A 16,752-nucleotide genomic window follows, 5' to 3' on the forward strand; every position below is an offset into this window, starting at 1 on the left:
CGGCTAGGCCGGCGGCGTTCCGGCGATGAACCGGACAATGACCTGGGCGAGTTCTTCGCCTTTGTCTTCCTGCAGGAAGTGTCCCGCGCCCCGGATGGTCGTGTGCGGCTGGTGGCGCGCGCCGGGCACGAGCTTCTGAAACACGGCGTCACCGCCCTTTGTCACCGGATCGCTGTCGCTGAACGCCGTCAGAAACGGTTTTTCCCACTGCTGAAGGCGTTGCCATGCCTGGCGGTTGGCTGGGGCTTCCGGGTCGTCGGGCGTGGTGGGCACCAGCATAGGGAAAGCACGTGCGCCGGCCAGGTAGCGTTCATCGGGGAATGGCGCATCGTAGGCCGCGATGACTTCCGGGGCGAGTTCCGTCACACAGGCCCCTTTGACGATGCCGCCGGCGTGAAAAACCGGCGTGGTCTGGGAGTAGTCCCGCCAGCGGAAAAAGGCTTCCGGCAGGGGATGATCGCCGGTTGGCAGGCCCGTATTGCCAACGACGATCCGGGCAAAGCGTTCCTCCAGGGCAACGGCCACGCGCAGCCCGATGAGTCCGCCCCAGTCCTGGCCAAAGAGCGTGACCCGGTGCAGATCGAGCGCCTCAACAAAGCGCGTCATCATGGCGACGTGAAACCGGTAGCTGTAGTCCTCCCGGTGGAGCAGCTTGTCCGAGCGCCCAAACCCGATGAGATCAGGCGCTACCGCGCGGTAACCGGCCGCCACAATGACCGGAATCATCTTTCGGTAGAGATAGCACCACGACGGTTCGCCATGGAGCAGCAAAACCGTTTCGGTGGCGTCGCGCGGGCCCTCATCCAGATAGTGCATCCGCAGACCGTCGAGTTCGATGTAGTGCGGCGCAAAGGGAAAGTCCGGCAGGTCGGCGAAGCGTTCGTCGGGGGTACGCAATACGGAGGCAGCAGACATGGCGCTGTACCTTACGGTGTGGAGTGTGACCGGCAAGACGGCATCAGACCGCAACCGCGGCCTATGGTGTGCAAACTGTAATGTCAAGCCGGCTGCGGAGCGCCGGGCGCAGGTCGGCGGAACGTTCCGGCGGCCTTGGGGCTTATGGAAGGGGCGGCCGCCTCTGCCGGGTCTGGCTTGACACGCTGCGGGGGACTCCATAACTTGTACAAGCGATTCAAACAGTTGTTTGAATTCTGTGTGCTTTCTCACCAAGTGGAGAACAAACGTCATGTGGCGGATTGGTCTGAAAATGCTGATGGGCGACCGCGCCAAGTATTTCACCCTCGTGGGCGGGGTCTCGGTGGTCGTCTTTCTGTTCGTTCAGCAGGGATCGGTCTTCTGCGGTCTGATTGGGCGGACAGCCAAGCCGGTGGAAGCCATCGGCGCGCCCATCTGGGTGGTGGACCGCAACCTGCAGGTCGTGGATGAGTTCAAAGGGCTGCTGGATACCGACCTGCTGCGGGTGCGGAGTGTGGAAGGCGTCAAATGGGCGGTGCCGCTGTTCATCCGCCAGGCCCAGGTACGGCTGCCGAACGGCAAGTTCCAGGCCGTACGCCTCGTCGGTATTGACAGTGCGACACTCGTCGGGCGGCCGCCACGTTTGCTTGAAGGAAACATCGAAGACCTCAACGCGCCGGATGCTGTCATTGTCGGACGCGCCGAAATGGAGCGGCTGGGCAGTCCCAAAATTGGCGACACCTTTGAAATCAATGACCGCCGGGCGCGGGTGGTCGGCATTGCCGACGTGCCACGCGATTTTCTTTCCAACCCGTACCTCTACACGACGTTCGAGCGAGCCGTGCAGTACGTGCCGCGTGAGCGCAAGCTGATGAACTACATTCTGGCGGCGCCGAAAGAGGGGTACACCACTCAGCAGGTGCTGGAAAACATCCAGCGCACGACCGGGCTGGCGGCCTACGACGAAGATGGCATGCGGTGGTTGACGATGAACTACTACATGCGCAACACCGGTATTCCGGTCAACATCGGCATTTCCGTCGTGCTCGTGTTTCTGGTCGGGATGGCCGTCATCGGACAGACTTTCTACGCCTTCGCACTGCAAAACGAAAAGTATTTCGGGGCGCTCAAAGCCATGGGCGCCGGGAGCGGGACGCTGGTCGGGATGATCGTCCTGCAAAGCATCATCGTCGGGCTGATTGGCTACGGCATTGGCGCGGGCGGTGGTTCGCTCGTCGGCTATCTGGGCGGGCGCGGCGCGGGCAAACTGGCCTTTTACACCCCCTATCAGCTTCTCATTATTTCCTTTGCCGCCACGATGCTGATCTGCGTGCTGTCCAGTCTGCTCAGCATCCAGCGGGTGTTGCGGCTTGAACCGGCGGTCGTTTTCCGAGGATAGGTCGAGGATAGGTTATGGCAAAAGCAACGGCGATCGCCGCCGCAGGTGAACAACCGACAACAATCATGGCCCCGGCCGTTTCCCTTCAGCATGTCAACAAGAGCTTCGGGGTCGGCAACACGTACCTGTCGGTGCTCAAGGACATCAGCCTCGACATCCGACGTGGCGAACTGCTGCTGCTGGTCGGGCCGTCGGGCTGCGGGAAAACCACACTTTTGTCGGTGATGGCCGGCATTCTGGATACCGATGACGGTGTGGTGGATGTGTTCGGTACACGGGTGGATCGGCTGTCGCAGTCCCAGAAAACCCGTTTCCGGCAGCAGACCATCGGGTTCATTTTCCAGCAGTTCAACCTCATTCCGACCTTGACCGCGACGGAAAATGTCGCCGTACCGCTCATCATCAACGGGCGTCCCTACCGGGAGGCGCTGGGCCGCGCCGAGCACTACCTGGACCTCGTGGGCTTGGGAAATCGTCTGGATCACTTCCCAACCCAGCTTTCCGGCGGACAGCAGCAGCGGGTGGCCATTGCGCGGGCGCTCGTGGCCGAGCCACGGCTGGTTGTCTGCGATGAGCCGACGGCGGCGCTCGACGGCGCAACGGGACAGATGGTGATGGAGATGTTCCGCAAGGTGGCCCTGAGCGCCGACCGGGCCATTGTGGTCGTCACGCACGACAACCGCATTTTTCCCTACGGCGACCGCATTGCCGAAATGCTCGATGGGCGCATTGTGGATGTGCATGACAACCCTGACCACATCAAGTGAGATACAGCCGTGATCAAGAAAGTTTTGTCCGTGGTGTTGCCGATTATCGGTTTGAGCTTTGCCATCTGGTGGGTCATTGCCACGGCGCGGCAGCCGATAGCGGCTCCGCCCGTTTCCCCACCGGCCGAAAGCCGCTTTGACCGCCGTATTGCCGGAGCCGGGATTGTCGAAGCCGCCACGCGCAACGTCAGCGTTGCGCCGCCGCTTCCGGGACTGGTCACGGCGGTGTTTGTCAAAGAAAACGACGTGGTGCGTGCTGGCGACCGGCTCTACCAGATTGATGACCGGGAGCAGCGCGCCCGGGTGGCGGCCGCGGAGGCCAACATTGCCCGCGCCGAGGCCGCTGTCGCCACGGCCAAGGCTGACCTGTCCAATGGACAAGAAGCCGTCCGCGTTGCCCAGTCCAACCTGGACAGCGCCCGTGCCAATCTCGCCGCCGTCGAAGCACAGTTGGTGGATGCCGAGCAGATTGTTGCCCGCAACGAAAAACTTTATGCCGCCGGCGACATTGCCGAACGGGTGCTCATTTCAAGTCGCGCGGCCAGGGATGCCGCCCAGGCGCGGGTGTCCCAGGCCCGGGCGCAGGTCACTCAGGCGCAGGCGCAGATTGCACAGGCCGAAGCCCAGGTGCGGAGCGCCGAAGCCCGGCTGCACGAGGCCGAAGCCCAGGTGGCCGTGCTGCGCGCCCAGCGCACCGAACTCACGGTGAACCTGTCGCGTCTGACCGTCGTGGCCCCCCAGGATGGAAAAGTGCTTCAGGTCAATGTCCGCGTGGGTGAGACCTTGCCCATGACGCCTGCCACCCCGCCCGTGCTGCTCGGCAATACGGACTACCTGCAACTGCGTGTGGATGTGGATGAAATCAACGCCTCGCGGATCAAGCCCAACCTCAAGGCCACGGCCAGCCTCAAGGGCGACGCCACGAAAACCGTGGATTTGGAGTTCGTGCGCATTGATCCCTACATCCTGCCGAAGCGCAGCCTGACGGGGGACAATGCCGAACGGGTGGATGTACGGGTGCTCCAAGTGATTTACCGTTTCAGGCCGCCGGCCTTTCCGGTCTATGTCGGGCAGCAGATGGATGTCTTCATTGATGCCGAGTAAGCCGGGTCCCGCTGGGGCCGCCGAATGAAGCCGGCACGCCGTCAGAGCGCGCCATACATCCGGGCGTAGTACTGGCGATACTCACCGCTGCGCGCACGCGCCACCCAGGTCGGGTGTTCCCGATACCAGGCAATGGTTTGCGCCAGCCCTTCCACAAAGGGAATCTGCGGCCGCCAGCCCAGCTCGCGTTCGATCCGGGAACAGTCCACAGCATAGCGCCGGTCGTGCCCCAGGCGGTCGGCGACTTCGGTCAGCAGGGAAGCCGGCTTTCCAAGCAGGTCCAGCAGGGTCAGCAGCACCGTCCGGTTGGGGAGCGGAGAGCGCCCGCCGATGTGGTAGGTTGCGCCGGGTTGACCTTTTTCAAGAACGACCCGCAGCGCCGCACAGTTGTCGTCCACGTGAATCCAGTCACGTACCTGCTGGCCGTCGCCATAAACCGGAATCGGACGGTTTTCCAAAGCATTGGTCAGCGCCAGCGGAATAAGCTTTTCGGGAAACTGATAGGGGCCGTAGTTGTTGCTCGTACGGGTGATGACGGCATCGAGACCGAACGTGTGGGCGGCCGCGCGCACAAGGTGCTCGGCGGCGGCTTTGCTGGCTGCGTAGGGGCTGCTCGGCACGAGTGGGTCATCCTCGCGGAAAAACCGTCCTTCGGGAAGGCTGCCGCCCACTTCATCCGTGGAAATGTGCAGGAAGCGCCGGACGCCCTTTTCCCGCGCCACATCGAGCAGCACCTGCGTTCCCAGAACGTTGGTCAGGATGAACTCACGGGCGCTCAGAATGCTGCGGTCCACGTGGGATTCCGCCGCGAAGTGAACAATGGCGTCGCATCCGTCGGGAATGGCGGCGCGCAAGGCTTCGGCGTCGCAGATGTCACCGTGGATGAAGCGGTAGGTTGGGTGGCGTGCGGCTTCGGCCACGTTGTCGAGGTTGCCGGCATAGGTCAGTTTGTCAAAGTTGATGACGGTTTCAGCCGGATAGCGTTCGATCCACGTCCGAATGAAAGCCGAACCGATGAAACCGGCGCCGCCGGTGATGAAAAGCGCCATGGAAGTGCCTCGTGAACAGATTTGCGGAGGATATAGCACGCACCCAGTTGGGTGCACAGTTTTGCGGCCAAAGGCGGACAAGTCCGCGCGCGGCCGTCCGGGCCGCCGGCAGGGGTGGTGTCCGTGCCAGGCATGAAGTAAGAGAAGGAAAAGGGGGCCGCCACGTGTTGCCCCTCCGGCCGGCGCTCGGTATAGTTTCACACGTTTAGCCACGACCGCCGCGTGGCGCTGTCCGTCCGGTACCTGTTGGTTGCCCTGCGCCCGCTCCCCCCGACGGCAAAGCCTGCGTATGTTTCACCCACCGAGGATTCGCAATGTCAACTGATGCACTCAAACTGGAGTCGTCCCTGACTTCTTCGCCCTCATCGCCGGAAGCCAGGGCATCAACCTGGCCGCGCAGTCTGCTGTTTGTCGTTCCCATTCTGGCGGCTACCGCTTTGGTTCTGGTGCGCGCCTCCGGGACGGCCCCGACCGTGCTCAGGGAAGGGAATCTCACGGTGTTGGCGCTGCTTGCCTACCTGGGGGCGACAGCGGCCTTCGTCATGTGGATGCTGGGACGCGAGTCGCTGCTTCAGCGCATTGGCATCGGCACGATGGCCTTTGGCTACGTCATGAACCTTGCCGCGTGGGGCATCCGGTGGATTGAGTACATCGAGTTTGAGAAGACCAAGCCGGCGATGCAGGCCATCTGGCACACGCTGCCGCTGATGGAAAAGATTACGCACACCTATCCGCTCAACAACCTCTACGACATCGGCCTGGCTTTTACGGGCTTTGCGGTACTTTCCAGTCTCATCCTGACCACGCAGGACAAATACCGTTTCATCGGCGCCATGACGATGCCGCTGGCGGCGCTGACGCTGACGCTCGTCGTCTTTCTGGGCAGCGAAGTGACCACGTTGCAGCCCATTTTGCGCAGCTACTGGCGTCCGATTCACGTCAGCATTGCGGCCATCAGCTATGGCGTCTGTCTCGTCAGCTTTGGTATCGCGCTGCTGTATCTGCTCAAGGATGGAGTGCGGGTCGAAAGCACGGCGTTGTGCGTGGCAATCTTCGGGCTTGTCACCTACGCCACGATTGGCGACTTCAAGGTGCTGACGACCGGCACGTACGGGTTGGGTGTCCGCTGGATGGGCAGCGGTCTCAACCTGTCCGGCGGCGGCGCGCTGCGGGCGACACTGCCCGGTGTGGGCACGCTCATGCAGCTTGGCTGGCTGGTGTATGCCGCCGCCGGCATCGCGCTGGCGGTCTATTTCTTCCGCAATGACCAACTGGCGCGGCAGTGGGGCAATCGCCTCATGGTGGCGGCGCTCATCGTGCAGGTACTCATCTTTGGCGCCATTTTCTACCGGATGAAGTCGCCGATGGACATCAACGCGGCCATTCATCCGGGGCAGCATCAGGCGTTTGGGGCCTGGCTGGCGAAGCGTTCCGACATTGACCCGGCGACGCTCGCCCCACAGCAGCTTCAGGCGGAAGGCGCGCGCTGGCTGAACCAGAATGCCAGTGCCCTGGAAATCAGCTTCAACTCGAATCCGGTCGAGCTGGCGACCATTCTCACCCTCATTGCCTGTACGGTTTTTGTCGTCCTGTTTGCCTGGCGCGGCGCGGCGATGCTCGAAAAACTGCCGAATCTCGATACGCTCGACGATCTGACCTACAAGACGGTTTCGGTTGCTTTTCCGCTGCTGCTGATGATGCTGGTGACGGGTGCGGTCTGGGCGAATGAGTCGTGGGGGACGTACTGGAGCTGGGACCCGAAGGAAACCTGGGCGCTTGTGACCTGGCTGGCCTATGCGGGGTATCTCCACACGCGGATCGTGCACGGGTGGAAGGGACGCACGTCGGCTTACTTTGCCGTTCTGGGCTTTATCTTCGTGCTGTTCACCTACCTGGGCGTGAGTTTCCTGTTGCCAGGGCTGCATTCCTACGCCGGCGTGGACTAAGCCCAACCGGTCAGTTCTTCGCACAGCAGCCCAAAGCGGCCGTCCGTCCACTTCGGGCAGGCTGCCTTGGGCGCGTTATGCTGGCGTGTCACCAGGGCGGCGCTGGGCCAGAGCGGCCCACCATTCGCCGTCGGTCTGCGTCTGCCGCAGGTCAAGCCCGGCGGCCGTCAGGGCTGCCGCTACGCCGGCCTGGCGCTCGCTGAGAATGCCGGCCGCGATGAGGTGCCCCTGCGGACGCAGAACACGCGCCAAATCCGATGCCAGCGCCGTGATGACTTCGGCGGTCAGATTGGCCAGCACCAGGTCGAAATAGCCGTCCGGGTAGGCGGTGACGCTCCCGACGTGCGTCTGAAGGCGCCCGCCAACGCCGTTGTCCTGGGCATTGACCGCCGCAATGGCGACGGCATCGGGGTCGGTATCGCAGGCGCTGCACACCGCGTCGGGAAACCGCTTTGCCGCTGCAATAGCCAGAATGCCGGTCCCGGTGCCCACATCGAGCAACCGCTCCGGTGTTGTGGGGAGCTGTTCAAGCAGCGTCAGACAGGCCCGGGTCGTGGCGTGCGTGCCGGTGCCAAAGGCCATGCCGGGTTCAATGACAAGAGGCAGGCGGCCCTGCCATTCGGGATTGGCTGCGGCTTCAGCGCGTTGCCAGGGTGGAACGATGAGCCACCGTTGTCCAACAGGCTGAACCCTCCAGTCGGCTTTCCACTTCACCAGCCAGTCTTCATGCGGACGGCGCTCGATGGCGAAATCCCGGAGATGCCCTTCGTGGTCGTCAAATGCCGCCAGTGTGTGTTCGAGCGCCGCCAGCAGGTTTTCGGCCGCCGGGGCTTCCGGGAAGTAGGCGCGCAGGGTGGTGCTGGTGTCCGTCTCGGCGACGGTTTCGAGACCCTGGGCGCCAGCCTGCCAGAAGGTCTCGCCAATGGCTTCAGCGGTGTGGGCCGGGACGGTGACGTGAACGATATGGAAGTCCATACTCGAATCCGGTAAGGGGCCAGTGACGCCCCGGAGAAAACGCCGGTTGCCCACGGGAAGCCGGAACCGACCACAACACGGTCAGCCGCACATCCTGGCGCAGGCAGCCTAGCGAATCCCCAGCTCGTCGAGGCGGCGTTCGTTGTTGCGCCAGTGTGGCTCGACCTTGACGAAGATTTCGAGAAAAACGTGGCGGCCCAGCATGGTCTCGATTTCGGTGCGGGCGGCGGCGGCCATATCCCGCAGGCGCAGGCCGCCGCGCCCCAGGACAATGGCGCGTTGTGACTGCCGTTCCACAAGGATGACACAGGCCAGGTGAAGGCTGCCGTCTTCCCGCTCCTCCCACTTTTCGACAGCCACCGCCACGACGAAAGGCAGTTCGTCGGAAAGCTGCCGGAGCAGTTGTTCGCGCAGAAATTCCGCGACGAGGGTGCGCTCGGTCTGATCCGTCAGATCGTCTTCGGCAAAGGGCGGCGGCGCGACGGGGAGATGGTCCAGCAGGCGGTGCAGGAAAACGTCTGTTCCTTCGCCCGTGAGCGCCGAGATGGGAATGTAATCCAGAAAATCGTGTTCGTGGCGATAGAAGTCAATCAGCGTCAGCAGCCTGCTTTTGTCGCCGAGCCGGTCAATCTTGTTGAGCGCCAGCAGCGCCGGGCGTCCCGACTGTTTGACAAGGTTGAGCACAAACCGGTCGCCGTTGCCCGTGGAGACGGAGGCATCGCGCAGAAGCACGACGATGTCCACCGTCGCCAGCGCGTCAAGGACAGCCTGCATCATCCGTTTGTTGAGCCGGTAGCCCGGCTTGTGGACGCCGGGCGTATCCACAAACACGATTTGCCCTTCCGGGCGCGTGACGATGCCCAGGATACGGGTGCGGGTCGTCTGGGGCTTGTCGGAGACCGCCGCGATTTTCTCTCCAACCAGGTAGTTGATGAGCGTGGATTTGCCGGCATTGGGGCGCCCGATGAAGGCGACGAAGCCGCTGCGGAGGGCAGGCGAAGCCGGAGACTCCGGTGCAGACTCCGTGGCAGGTATCAGCGGGGCATTGGAAACTTCGTGCTCCATGGAATTCAAGGTGCTGTCGTCGCCGCAGAATGCGGACTGCTGGAGAAACGTTACTGCGAGGGGCCTGATTCCGAGGCCGGTCGGGTGATACTGCCCGGCACGAGACTTTCCGCCGCGGCTTTCAGTTCATCGAACATCACCCGTACCCGCTGCCAGCAGGCCGTGGCAAATTGTTCTTTCGTCGGAAAATCGGTGGGCAGCAGCGGTTGGCCGTACTTGATCCAGACCCGCGTCGTGAGCTGTTCAATAATTTTTTCCGAGCCGAAAATGGCAATCGGGACGACAGCGATGTTTTCCTGCCAGGCCGTCCAGATGAGGCCCCAGTGCGGTTCGGGCTTGGGTTCGCCGGTTTTGCTGCGGGTGCCTTCGGGAAACAGGTAAATCGAGCTGACTTCGCGGATACGCCGGATGGCGTCGCGCTGGACGCGCTTGCGGTCTTCCGGGTCGGCCCGGTCGAACAGCAGGTTGCCGCCAATGTTGCCGGCAAAGGCAATGATGGGAACGCGCAGCACTTCCTTTTTGCCGATGAAGGGATAGGGACTCAGCGAGAGCAGCAGTGGCGTATCGGCCAGACTCAGGTGGTTGCTGATGAACAGGTGATTGCGCGTCAGCGGCCCACGGGTGTGCTCGTGGCCTTCGGCCGTCAGCCGCACCCCGAAAACCCACCGCAGCAGGTAGGAAAAGAACTTGAACGGGTACGTCATGATGCGCGTCCGCATGGGTTGCCGGAAGGGAAGGGCAATCCAGGCCGGAACGAGCAGAATCAGTGCCGCCAGAAGAAGGGTTGCTGCCAGGCGTAACCCGGTGATGATCTTCATACTTTTCCTTCAGAGGTTTTCGGTTTCCCAGCTCTTGAGGTGTGCCAGGGCGCTGCGGTCGGTGAGGTCATTGCGCAGGGGGGTGATCGCCACCAACCCTTCGGCAATGGCCGTGTAGTCCACGTCCGGCGCTTCGTCGCGTCCGTCGGCTTCCGTACCAATCCAGTAGTAGGGCCGTCCGCGTGGGTCAAACCGTTCCTCGATGTTGGTACAAAGCAGCTTGGTTCCGGTCCGCGTGAACCGGTAGCCGCGAATCGGCCCTGGCGGAATGTTGACATTCAGCAGGGTGTGTTTGGGAAGGCCGGCCTGCAGGACTTTGCGGGTCAGGCGGGCAGCAAAGGGCGCTGCGTGGGTGTAATCAAACTCTGTCCGCGAAACGAGCGAGAAAGCAAGGCTTGGGATGCCATTGACTGCACCTTCGAGCGCCCCAGCCACAGTGCCGGAATAGGTGACACTGTCACCCAGATTGGCGCCGCGATTGATGCCGGAAACGACGATGTCCGGGCGGGGCTGGCCCTTCAGAAGCCAGTGCAGCGCCAGCACGATGCAGTCCGTCGGCGTGCCTTCCACGGCATACCATCCGTCCCGCTCGCGCTGTTTGCGAATGCGGAGTGGGCGCCCCAGCGTCACCGAGCGGGAGCAACCGCTGTGTTCGCTGGCCGGGGCAACGACCATGACTTCGCCCAGGGGCTGAAGCTGCTCAACCAGCGCGCGCAGCCCGGAGGCATAGATGCTGTCGTCATTCGTGACCAAAATGAGTGGCATGGCGTAGTCAATAGCGCAACTCGGTAACTGTGCCAAGTGTGTTTGGCACTGTGACAAAGCAAAACGGCGAGGCGGGAAGTCCCGTCTCGCCGTGTGAAACGTGGTCGGGATGACTGGATTTGAACCAGCGACCTCACGCACCCCAAGCGTGCGCGCTACCAGGCTGCGCCACATCCCGTCAGGCGTGCCGCCATCAGCGACAAGCCGCCATTCAATCACAAGCGACGCCGCTTGTCACGCCTTCACTGTCCTTGGTTGGCTTGGTTCTTTCACTCCGGCAAAATCAACTTTTTGTGGAGTGGTTGCGTGTCAGGGCTGGTGCTGGCGTCAGTCGGCGACCGCACCAGCAATTGGGTTGGCGATCGCTCCAGCAATGTGTCTTGCGATGCTTCCTGCATCATCTCCTCTTTTTCGGCCGTGTTGGTACGGGAAGGGAAAGACACCCGCCCGGTCGTGGCCGTGACACCCCGGTAAGGTTGCATCCCGGCCGCCGCCGCGAGACGATTGCCAAACTCGCGCGCCGTCGGACGTTCGTCAGGTGACTTGGCCAGCGCCTGCAGAACCACGTCGGCCACTTTTGCCGGGATACCTTCCAGCGGCGGCGGGGGCTGCCTGAGGTGTCCGATGATGACGCCCAACGTGCCTTTGCCAGTGGATGGGAAGGGCACCCGCCCGGTGAGCATCTCGTACAGCACGACTCCGGCGCTATAGACATCCGAGCGCCCATCGTAGGGACGATCATCGAGCCGCTCTGGCGACATGTAGATGGGCGTTCCCACGACGCCGCCGGTTTCGGTGATCCCGGCCAGCGGGTCGTCGGCGTCCGGCTCCAACAACTTGGCAATGCCGAAATCCACGACCTTGACGACTTCACCCTCCGGTGTCTGGTGCAGAAAGATGTTGTCCGGTTTGATGTCGCGGTGAATGACCCCGGCCTCATGCGCCGTGGCCAGCACGTCACACACCGGCAGCATGATGGCGATGCTCCGTTCAACCGGGAGCGCCCCGCAGAGTTTCAGTTCCGTGGCCAGGGAAACGCCCTGGAGCAGTTCCATGGCCAGATAGGCAATGCCATCCTCCGACACGCCGAAGTCAATCACACTGACCGCATTTGGGTGATTGATGCGGCAGGCCGAAATGCCTTCGCGCCGGAAACGCTCGACACTGGCTGTCGTGGCGTTTTTGCCGCTGGGACGAAAAATCTTGACAGCCACCGGGCGTTGCAGAGCAACTTGTTCCGCCTGATAGACGACGCCAAACCCGCCCCCGCCAATCTTTTTCACCAGTCGGTACTTGCCGGCGATGACCGTTCCCGGCAGGACATCCGTCAGGGCGGTGAAAATCGCGTTGGCCTGGCGGTGTAGCTCCAGCAACGCCTCATTTTTGCGGCCCAGTTCCCGGTTTTTGAGGTTGGCTTCCTGCTGGGCCGCCTGAATTTCCTGGAGTGCGCGTTCCAGCGCCGCATTCTTTTCGTTGAGCTGCGCCGTACGGACAGCAACCTGTCGCTCCAGTGCAGCCGCCCGGCGCTGGAGCGCCAGGTTGCGCCAGCGAAATCCACCCAGAACCAGCAGACTGAGCACCAGCAGCCCCAGCCCACGGGCCCAGAGGGTCTGGTAAAAGAACGGCTTGACCACGAGGGTCGCTGTTGTGCCGGACTCGTTCCACACGCCGTCGTTGTTGCAGGCCGTGACATGGAACCGGTACGTCCCCGGCGGGAGGTTGGTGTAGTAGGCCGTACGGCGCGTCGCCGCTTCCACCCAGCTTTCGTCAAAGCCTTCGAGCCGAAAGCGGAAGCGCATCCGTTGGGGCGCCAGAAAGCTGAGCGCCGTGTAGTGAATCTCGAATTTCCCGGTGCCGGGTTCGATGACCACCTGGGTCGGCGCCAAAAAGGTTTGTCGTTCCGTGATGACACTTTCGATGACGACGGCCGGCGGCTGGGCGTTGAACGGCAGCCGTTCGGGAGCCAGCAGGGCAAGTCCGCCGATTGTGGCAAAGGCCAGCCGTCCGTCCCGCAACCGCATGGCGCAGGGTTGGGACGTGCCGTTGCACTGGTTGGCCCCCATACCGTCGCTGAGATCAAACGTTGTGCAGTTGACCTGGGATTGTGCGCCGGACAAAAAGGCTTCGCGTTCCCGCCGGTCGAGACGGAAGATGCCACGGTTGCAGCTCATCCAGAAGTTGTCGGCGGCATCGGGAAGGATGGCAAACACGGTGTCGTCGAAGAGTCCGTCTTTGTGAGTGATCGTCCCAAAACGTCCCTCGCGGTACCAGGCCAGTCCGCCGCCGGTGCCAATCCACAGTGTGCCATCGGCAGCTTCATGAAGGGCAAAAACCAGATTGCTGGGGAGCCCTTCCTTGACGGTGAAACGGGTGATGTCCTCACCCTGGACGCGAATCAGACCGCGCCCGTTGGTGCCAATCCACATCGCGTTGTCGCGCAGTTGCGCGATGACGCGAATGTTGCCACCGGTGATGTTTTCACTCTGGGCGTCAATGGTGCGGATGACTTGCCCCTCCCGCAGAACATTGATCCCGCCGCCGACCGTTCCGACCCAGAGCGTTCCATCCTGTGCGGCACAGACGGCATAGACGTTGTCGTTGGTGAGGCCGTCGGCCGTTGTGATGGAGCGCCACCGTCCATTGGTGAAACAGAGAATGCCTCCCTGGTTGAGTCCGAACCAGATACGCCCTTGGGTGTCTTCGGTGATGGACCGGACGCCCAGGGTTTTCATGCCGGTTTCCAGCCCGTAGTGCTTCCACTGTCCTTTTTCGAGGCAGTCAATGCCAGCTTCATCGAGACCGACCCAGAGCCGGCCCTGGCTGTCCTCCAGGACGACGCGCACATTCGCATCGGTCAGCCCATGGTACGTGCTCAGGTTGACGATCCTGGCTTCACGCAGGCGGTTGAGACCGCCATTCGTGCCGACCCAGCAACTCCCTTCGTGGTCGCGGCAGATGGCCCGTACGAACCGGTGCAGAAGCCCATCTTTGGGGGTGCGCCAGTCCCATTGTCCCTGCGAGAAGCGCCCCAGTCCGCCATTTTCGATGCCGATCCAGAGCGCGCCGTCGGTATCTTCATACAGGGCATGAACGGCATCATCGGGAAAACCCGTTTGGCGTGCATACTGGGCAAGCACATGTCCTTCGGCATCGAGGTGCAGCAGCCCCTGCTGGTTCGTCCCGGCCCACACCGTTCCATCCCGCGCAACGTGCAGGGCAAAAACGATGTCGTTCGGTTTGCCGCCGTTGAGGGAATGATTGTGAAAGACGCCGTTCCGAAAGGCCGACAGGCCACGCCCGTACGTGCCAATCCAGAGCGTTCCGTCGGGGGCCAGGGCAAGCTGCTGGAGGCTGTCGAGGGGGAGTCCATCCTTGGTCGTCAGTGTTTGCCACTGGCCTTGATGCCAGCGGGTCAGCCCACGGCTGGTAGCGAACCAGAGCGCACCATCCGGGGTTTGGGCAATGTCCAGCACGAAGTCACTGGCCAGTCCCTGTTCCGTGGTCAGGGGTTCAAAAACGCCATCCCGGTAGCGCACGACGCCGCCGCCAAACGTCCCAATCCACAGCGTGCCGTCGCGGTCCTCAAAGATGCACCGGATGTTATGGTTGCGGAAGGCGGGCGTGGTGCGCTTGTCAAAAGTGGCGAAGCGGACGCCATCGAAGCGCACCAGACCTTCGTAGGTGCCAATCCACAGGTAGCCCTGGCGGTCCTGCGCCAGCGCCAGAACGGCGGCCTGTGGCAGTTCATCCCGCCAGGCATCCAGCGTGTAGTCACGCAGTGAACGGCCCTCGGAGGCCATTCCGAGCGCCCACCACAGGCACACCCAGATACCGATTCCGAACAGATGCGCACTTAATCGGGACATGTCATCGGGAAGCCGTCGGCCGGCTGTTCAGGCTTTGTGGGACAGGCTGTTATATGCCGGGGGACGTGAGAACAGGGACACTGCCCACCAGATGTGAGTGATGGCTTCACCGTTTAGATGTTCATGGCCCAGCGGGGCAGAATTTTTGGGTCATCGTACCATGTCAGCAGCGGAACGGGCAGGTGATACACGCCTTCAAGCCGGATGACTTCCGAACCTTCCAGCGCCATGCAGGGTTCCGGCACGATGCCATCGCCCCAGACATCCCCCGGCGCACCCAGCAGGCTTTCATACAGGGCATAGGCTGTCCGTTCAGCCAGCGTTCCTTCACGGTTGCCCCGGATGTACCGGCTGATCACGCTCACATAGCGGATTTTCGGAGCAAAAAACGCGCCGGGATAGTGCTCATTGGCCCAGCGGGTCGAGACCGAACTGGCCGGGGCCGAGCTGTGGTGCGGCGTGCCAAGGCAGACCAGCGTGGTGACGAAGCGATGGCCGGCGTAATGGCGTCCGCAGTAGTCATCCTCGCCGAGAAACTTCCGTGTCAGCCGCCCGCCGGCGCTGTGGCCGATGACCGTGACCGGCGCACCGGTCTGTTCAGCGACGGTTTCAATGCACTGCGCGATCACGTCAATGACCGGGCGGAAGTTGGCCCCGGAGGACTGCCACCAGTGGTACGGCTCGATGGGAGCAATCCACACCTGCCGGTTGAAGGGTTCGGCCCGCAGACGGTTGGCAAGGGGAAGATAAGCCCGCCATTCAAGGAAGTGACCGGCAACGATGACAATGGGGGAAGGCATGGTTGTGTTGGGAACGGGCTGGCGGGTGACGTTCCGGGTTGCGTTTCCCCGGACTGTTGTTGAATATAGCGCATACACACGCTGTGGCCGCCGCTTTTGCCCATTTGTGGGCTGCCTGCCAGGTTTGGCGGTCTTGTTTTCCAGGGCCTGATTTCGAGGGCCTGACTTTCCAGGGACTAAACCAGGGTTTCGAGCCAGGGGTTTCCAGGGGAACTTCCGCTGGAGGTAGTGTGTGTCGTGACCCTCGATACCGTCGTGCACGGCGATTGCCTGGCCGTGTTGCGCCAACTGCCGTCGGAAATGGCTGACCTGACCTTTGCCGACCCGCCTTTCAATCTGTCCAAAAAATACCGGAGCTATGATGACCAGCGGAGCAGTGACGAATATCTCGACTGGTGTCGGCGGTGGTTGCAGGAACTGCTCCGCATCACCAAACCAACGGGGAGCATCGTGGTTCATAACATTCCCCGGTGGTTGACTCACTACGCCGCCTTTCTCAACGAAAGAGCTGACTTCCGCCACTGGATTGCCTGGGAGGCGCTGGGGATGCCGTTGGGAAAGACGCTCATGCCGCGTCACTACGGCATTCTGTTTTATGCACGGGACAAACGGCAGCAGAAGTTTTATGAAATCCGCCACCCGCACCGGCGCTGTCGCAAGTGTGGTGTCCTGCACCGGGACTATGGCGGGAAAAAACACGGGTTGCATCCTTTCGGGCCGCTCGTTTCGGATGTCTGGAGTGACCTCCACCGTGTCAAGCATGCCTCACGCCGTGACTCGCATCCCTGCCAACTGCCGGAAACCCTGCTCGAACGGCTGCTGCTGATGACGACCGACGCCGGAGATGTCGTCGTTGATCCCTTTGCCGGCACGGGCACGACGCTGGTTGCCGCCAAAAAGCTGGGGCGGCGCTATCTGGGGATTGAGATTGACGCCGGCTATGTCGCCGTAGCCCGCGAACGGTTGTCCCAGACCCAGGCCACGTCACGGATTGGGGAAGTCTGGGTCAGTCAGGTACGTGGTGCTCTGGTGACGATTCGGGATTGCGACTGGCCCTATCTGCAAGCGTACTACGCCATTCCTGCGTCAGCCGCCGCCATCGAGGCGGCTCCGATTGCTTTTGACCAGCGGTTGGCGCCCATGATTGCGCGGTCAGGCCCGACGCTGACGGAAACTTCAGCCACGCCAGCCATGCGCCGGCGAAAAACGGCTTGACCGGGAAACGGGTTGTTGCACAGGCTGCATTTCCAGTCTGCCGTTGCGTGGAAAGGCAGCACGGAACC

The 16,752-nt window shown here is 62.3% G+C and carries 13 protein-coding genes and 1 tRNA gene; 5 read left to right on the forward strand and 9 right to left on the reverse strand.

The features are described from left to right. Positions 1-3: 3 nt before the first annotated feature. Positions 4-915: a haloalkane dehalogenase gene (locus J8C05_RS04595; protein ID WP_211423002.1), complete on the reverse strand. Its 912-nt coding sequence runs from the start codon at positions 913-915 to the stop codon at positions 4-6. 271 nt (positions 916-1,186) lie between these two features. On the opposite strand from J8C05_RS04595, the gene J8C05_RS04600 reads away from it, so the two are divergent. From J8C05_RS04600 to J8C05_RS04610, 3 genes are read left to right on the forward strand one after another with little or no spacing between them, the layout of a single operon-like run. Continuing rightward, positions 1,187-2,314, forward strand: coding sequence for an ABC transporter permease (locus J8C05_RS04600; protein WP_211423003.1), 1,128 nt, complete (start codon positions 1,187-1,189; stop codon positions 2,312-2,314). A 14-nt stretch (positions 2,315-2,328) separates the two neighbouring features. Beyond that, positions 2,329-3,081: an ABC transporter ATP-binding protein gene (locus tag J8C05_RS04605; protein WP_211423004.1), complete on the forward strand. Its 753-nt coding sequence runs from the start codon at positions 2,329-2,331 to the stop codon at positions 3,079-3,081. A 9-nt stretch (positions 3,082-3,090) separates the two neighbouring features. Then, positions 3,091-4,185 carry an HlyD family secretion protein gene (locus tag J8C05_RS04610; RefSeq protein WP_211423005.1) on the forward strand — a complete coding sequence of 365 codons (1,095 nt, stop codon included), beginning with the start codon at positions 3,091-3,093 and terminating at the stop codon, positions 4,183-4,185. 41 nt (positions 4,186-4,226) lie between these two features. Here the strand turns inward: J8C05_RS04610 and rfbB are convergent, their stop codons facing one another. After that, entirely contained in the window at positions 4,227-5,234 is a 1,008-nt protein-coding gene (gene rfbB, locus J8C05_RS04615; protein ID WP_211423006.1) for a dTDP-glucose 4,6-dehydratase, read from the reverse strand. 314 nt (positions 5,235-5,548) lie between these two features. Here rfbB and ccsA point away from each other — a divergent pair, with 314 nt between their 5' ends. Beyond that, positions 5,549-7,180: a cytochrome c biogenesis protein CcsA gene (gene ccsA / locus J8C05_RS15695; RefSeq protein ID WP_343316652.1), complete on the forward strand. Its 1,632-nt coding sequence runs from the start codon at positions 5,549-5,551 to the stop codon at positions 7,178-7,180. A 75-nt stretch (positions 7,181-7,255) separates the two neighbouring features. Here ccsA and J8C05_RS04625 read toward each other — a convergent pair whose 3' ends face one another. From J8C05_RS04625 to J8C05_RS04655, 7 genes are all read right to left on the reverse strand, one after another. Continuing rightward, positions 7,256-8,155 carry a 50S ribosomal protein L11 methyltransferase gene (locus tag J8C05_RS04625; RefSeq protein WP_211423007.1) on the reverse strand — a complete coding sequence of 300 codons (900 nt, stop codon included), beginning with the start codon at positions 8,153-8,155 and terminating at the stop codon, positions 7,256-7,258. Positions 8,156-8,263: 108 nt separating this feature from the next. Continuing rightward, a complete protein-coding gene (gene era, locus J8C05_RS04630; protein WP_211423008.1) occupies positions 8,264-9,220 on the reverse strand; it encodes a GTPase Era in 957 nt (318 codons plus the stop codon). 50 nt (positions 9,221-9,270) lie between these two features. Continuing rightward, the gene (locus J8C05_RS04635; RefSeq protein ID WP_211423009.1) at positions 9,271-10,038 is read right to left on the reverse strand and encodes a lysophospholipid acyltransferase family protein; all 768 of its coding nucleotides are present in this window, start codon (positions 10,036-10,038) and stop codon (positions 9,271-9,273) included. Positions 10,039-10,047: 9 nt separating this feature from the next. Beyond that, a complete protein-coding gene (surE, locus tag J8C05_RS04640) occupies positions 10,048-10,803 on the reverse strand; it encodes a 5'/3'-nucleotidase SurE (protein WP_211423010.1) in 756 nt (251 codons plus the stop codon). 101 nt (positions 10,804-10,904) lie between these two features. Then, positions 10,905-10,981 (reverse strand) — tRNA-Pro (locus J8C05_RS04645). 91 nt (positions 10,982-11,072) lie between these two features. Beyond that, positions 11,073-14,669 carry a two-component regulator propeller domain-containing protein gene (locus J8C05_RS04650; RefSeq protein ID WP_211423011.1) on the reverse strand — a complete coding sequence of 1,199 codons (3,597 nt, stop codon included), beginning with the start codon at positions 14,667-14,669 and terminating at the stop codon, positions 11,073-11,075. 113 nt (positions 14,670-14,782) lie between these two features. After that, positions 14,783-15,469 (reverse strand): esterase/lipase family protein, encoded by a 687-nt coding sequence (locus J8C05_RS04655; RefSeq protein ID WP_211423012.1) that lies wholly within the window; start codon positions 15,467-15,469, stop codon positions 14,783-14,785. A gap of 237 nt (positions 15,470-15,706) precedes the next feature. Between J8C05_RS04655 and J8C05_RS04660 the strand changes: the two genes are divergently transcribed. Continuing rightward, positions 15,707-16,684 (forward strand): DNA-methyltransferase, encoded by a 978-nt coding sequence (locus J8C05_RS04660; RefSeq protein WP_246840748.1) that lies wholly within the window; start codon positions 15,707-15,709, stop codon positions 16,682-16,684. The last annotated feature ends 68 nt before the right edge of the window (positions 16,685-16,752 follow it).

This window comes from Chloracidobacterium sp. N, assembly GCF_018304765.1.
GTDB lineage: Bacteria > Acidobacteriota > Blastocatellia > Chloracidobacteriales > Chloracidobacteriaceae > Chloracidobacterium > Chloracidobacterium aggregatum.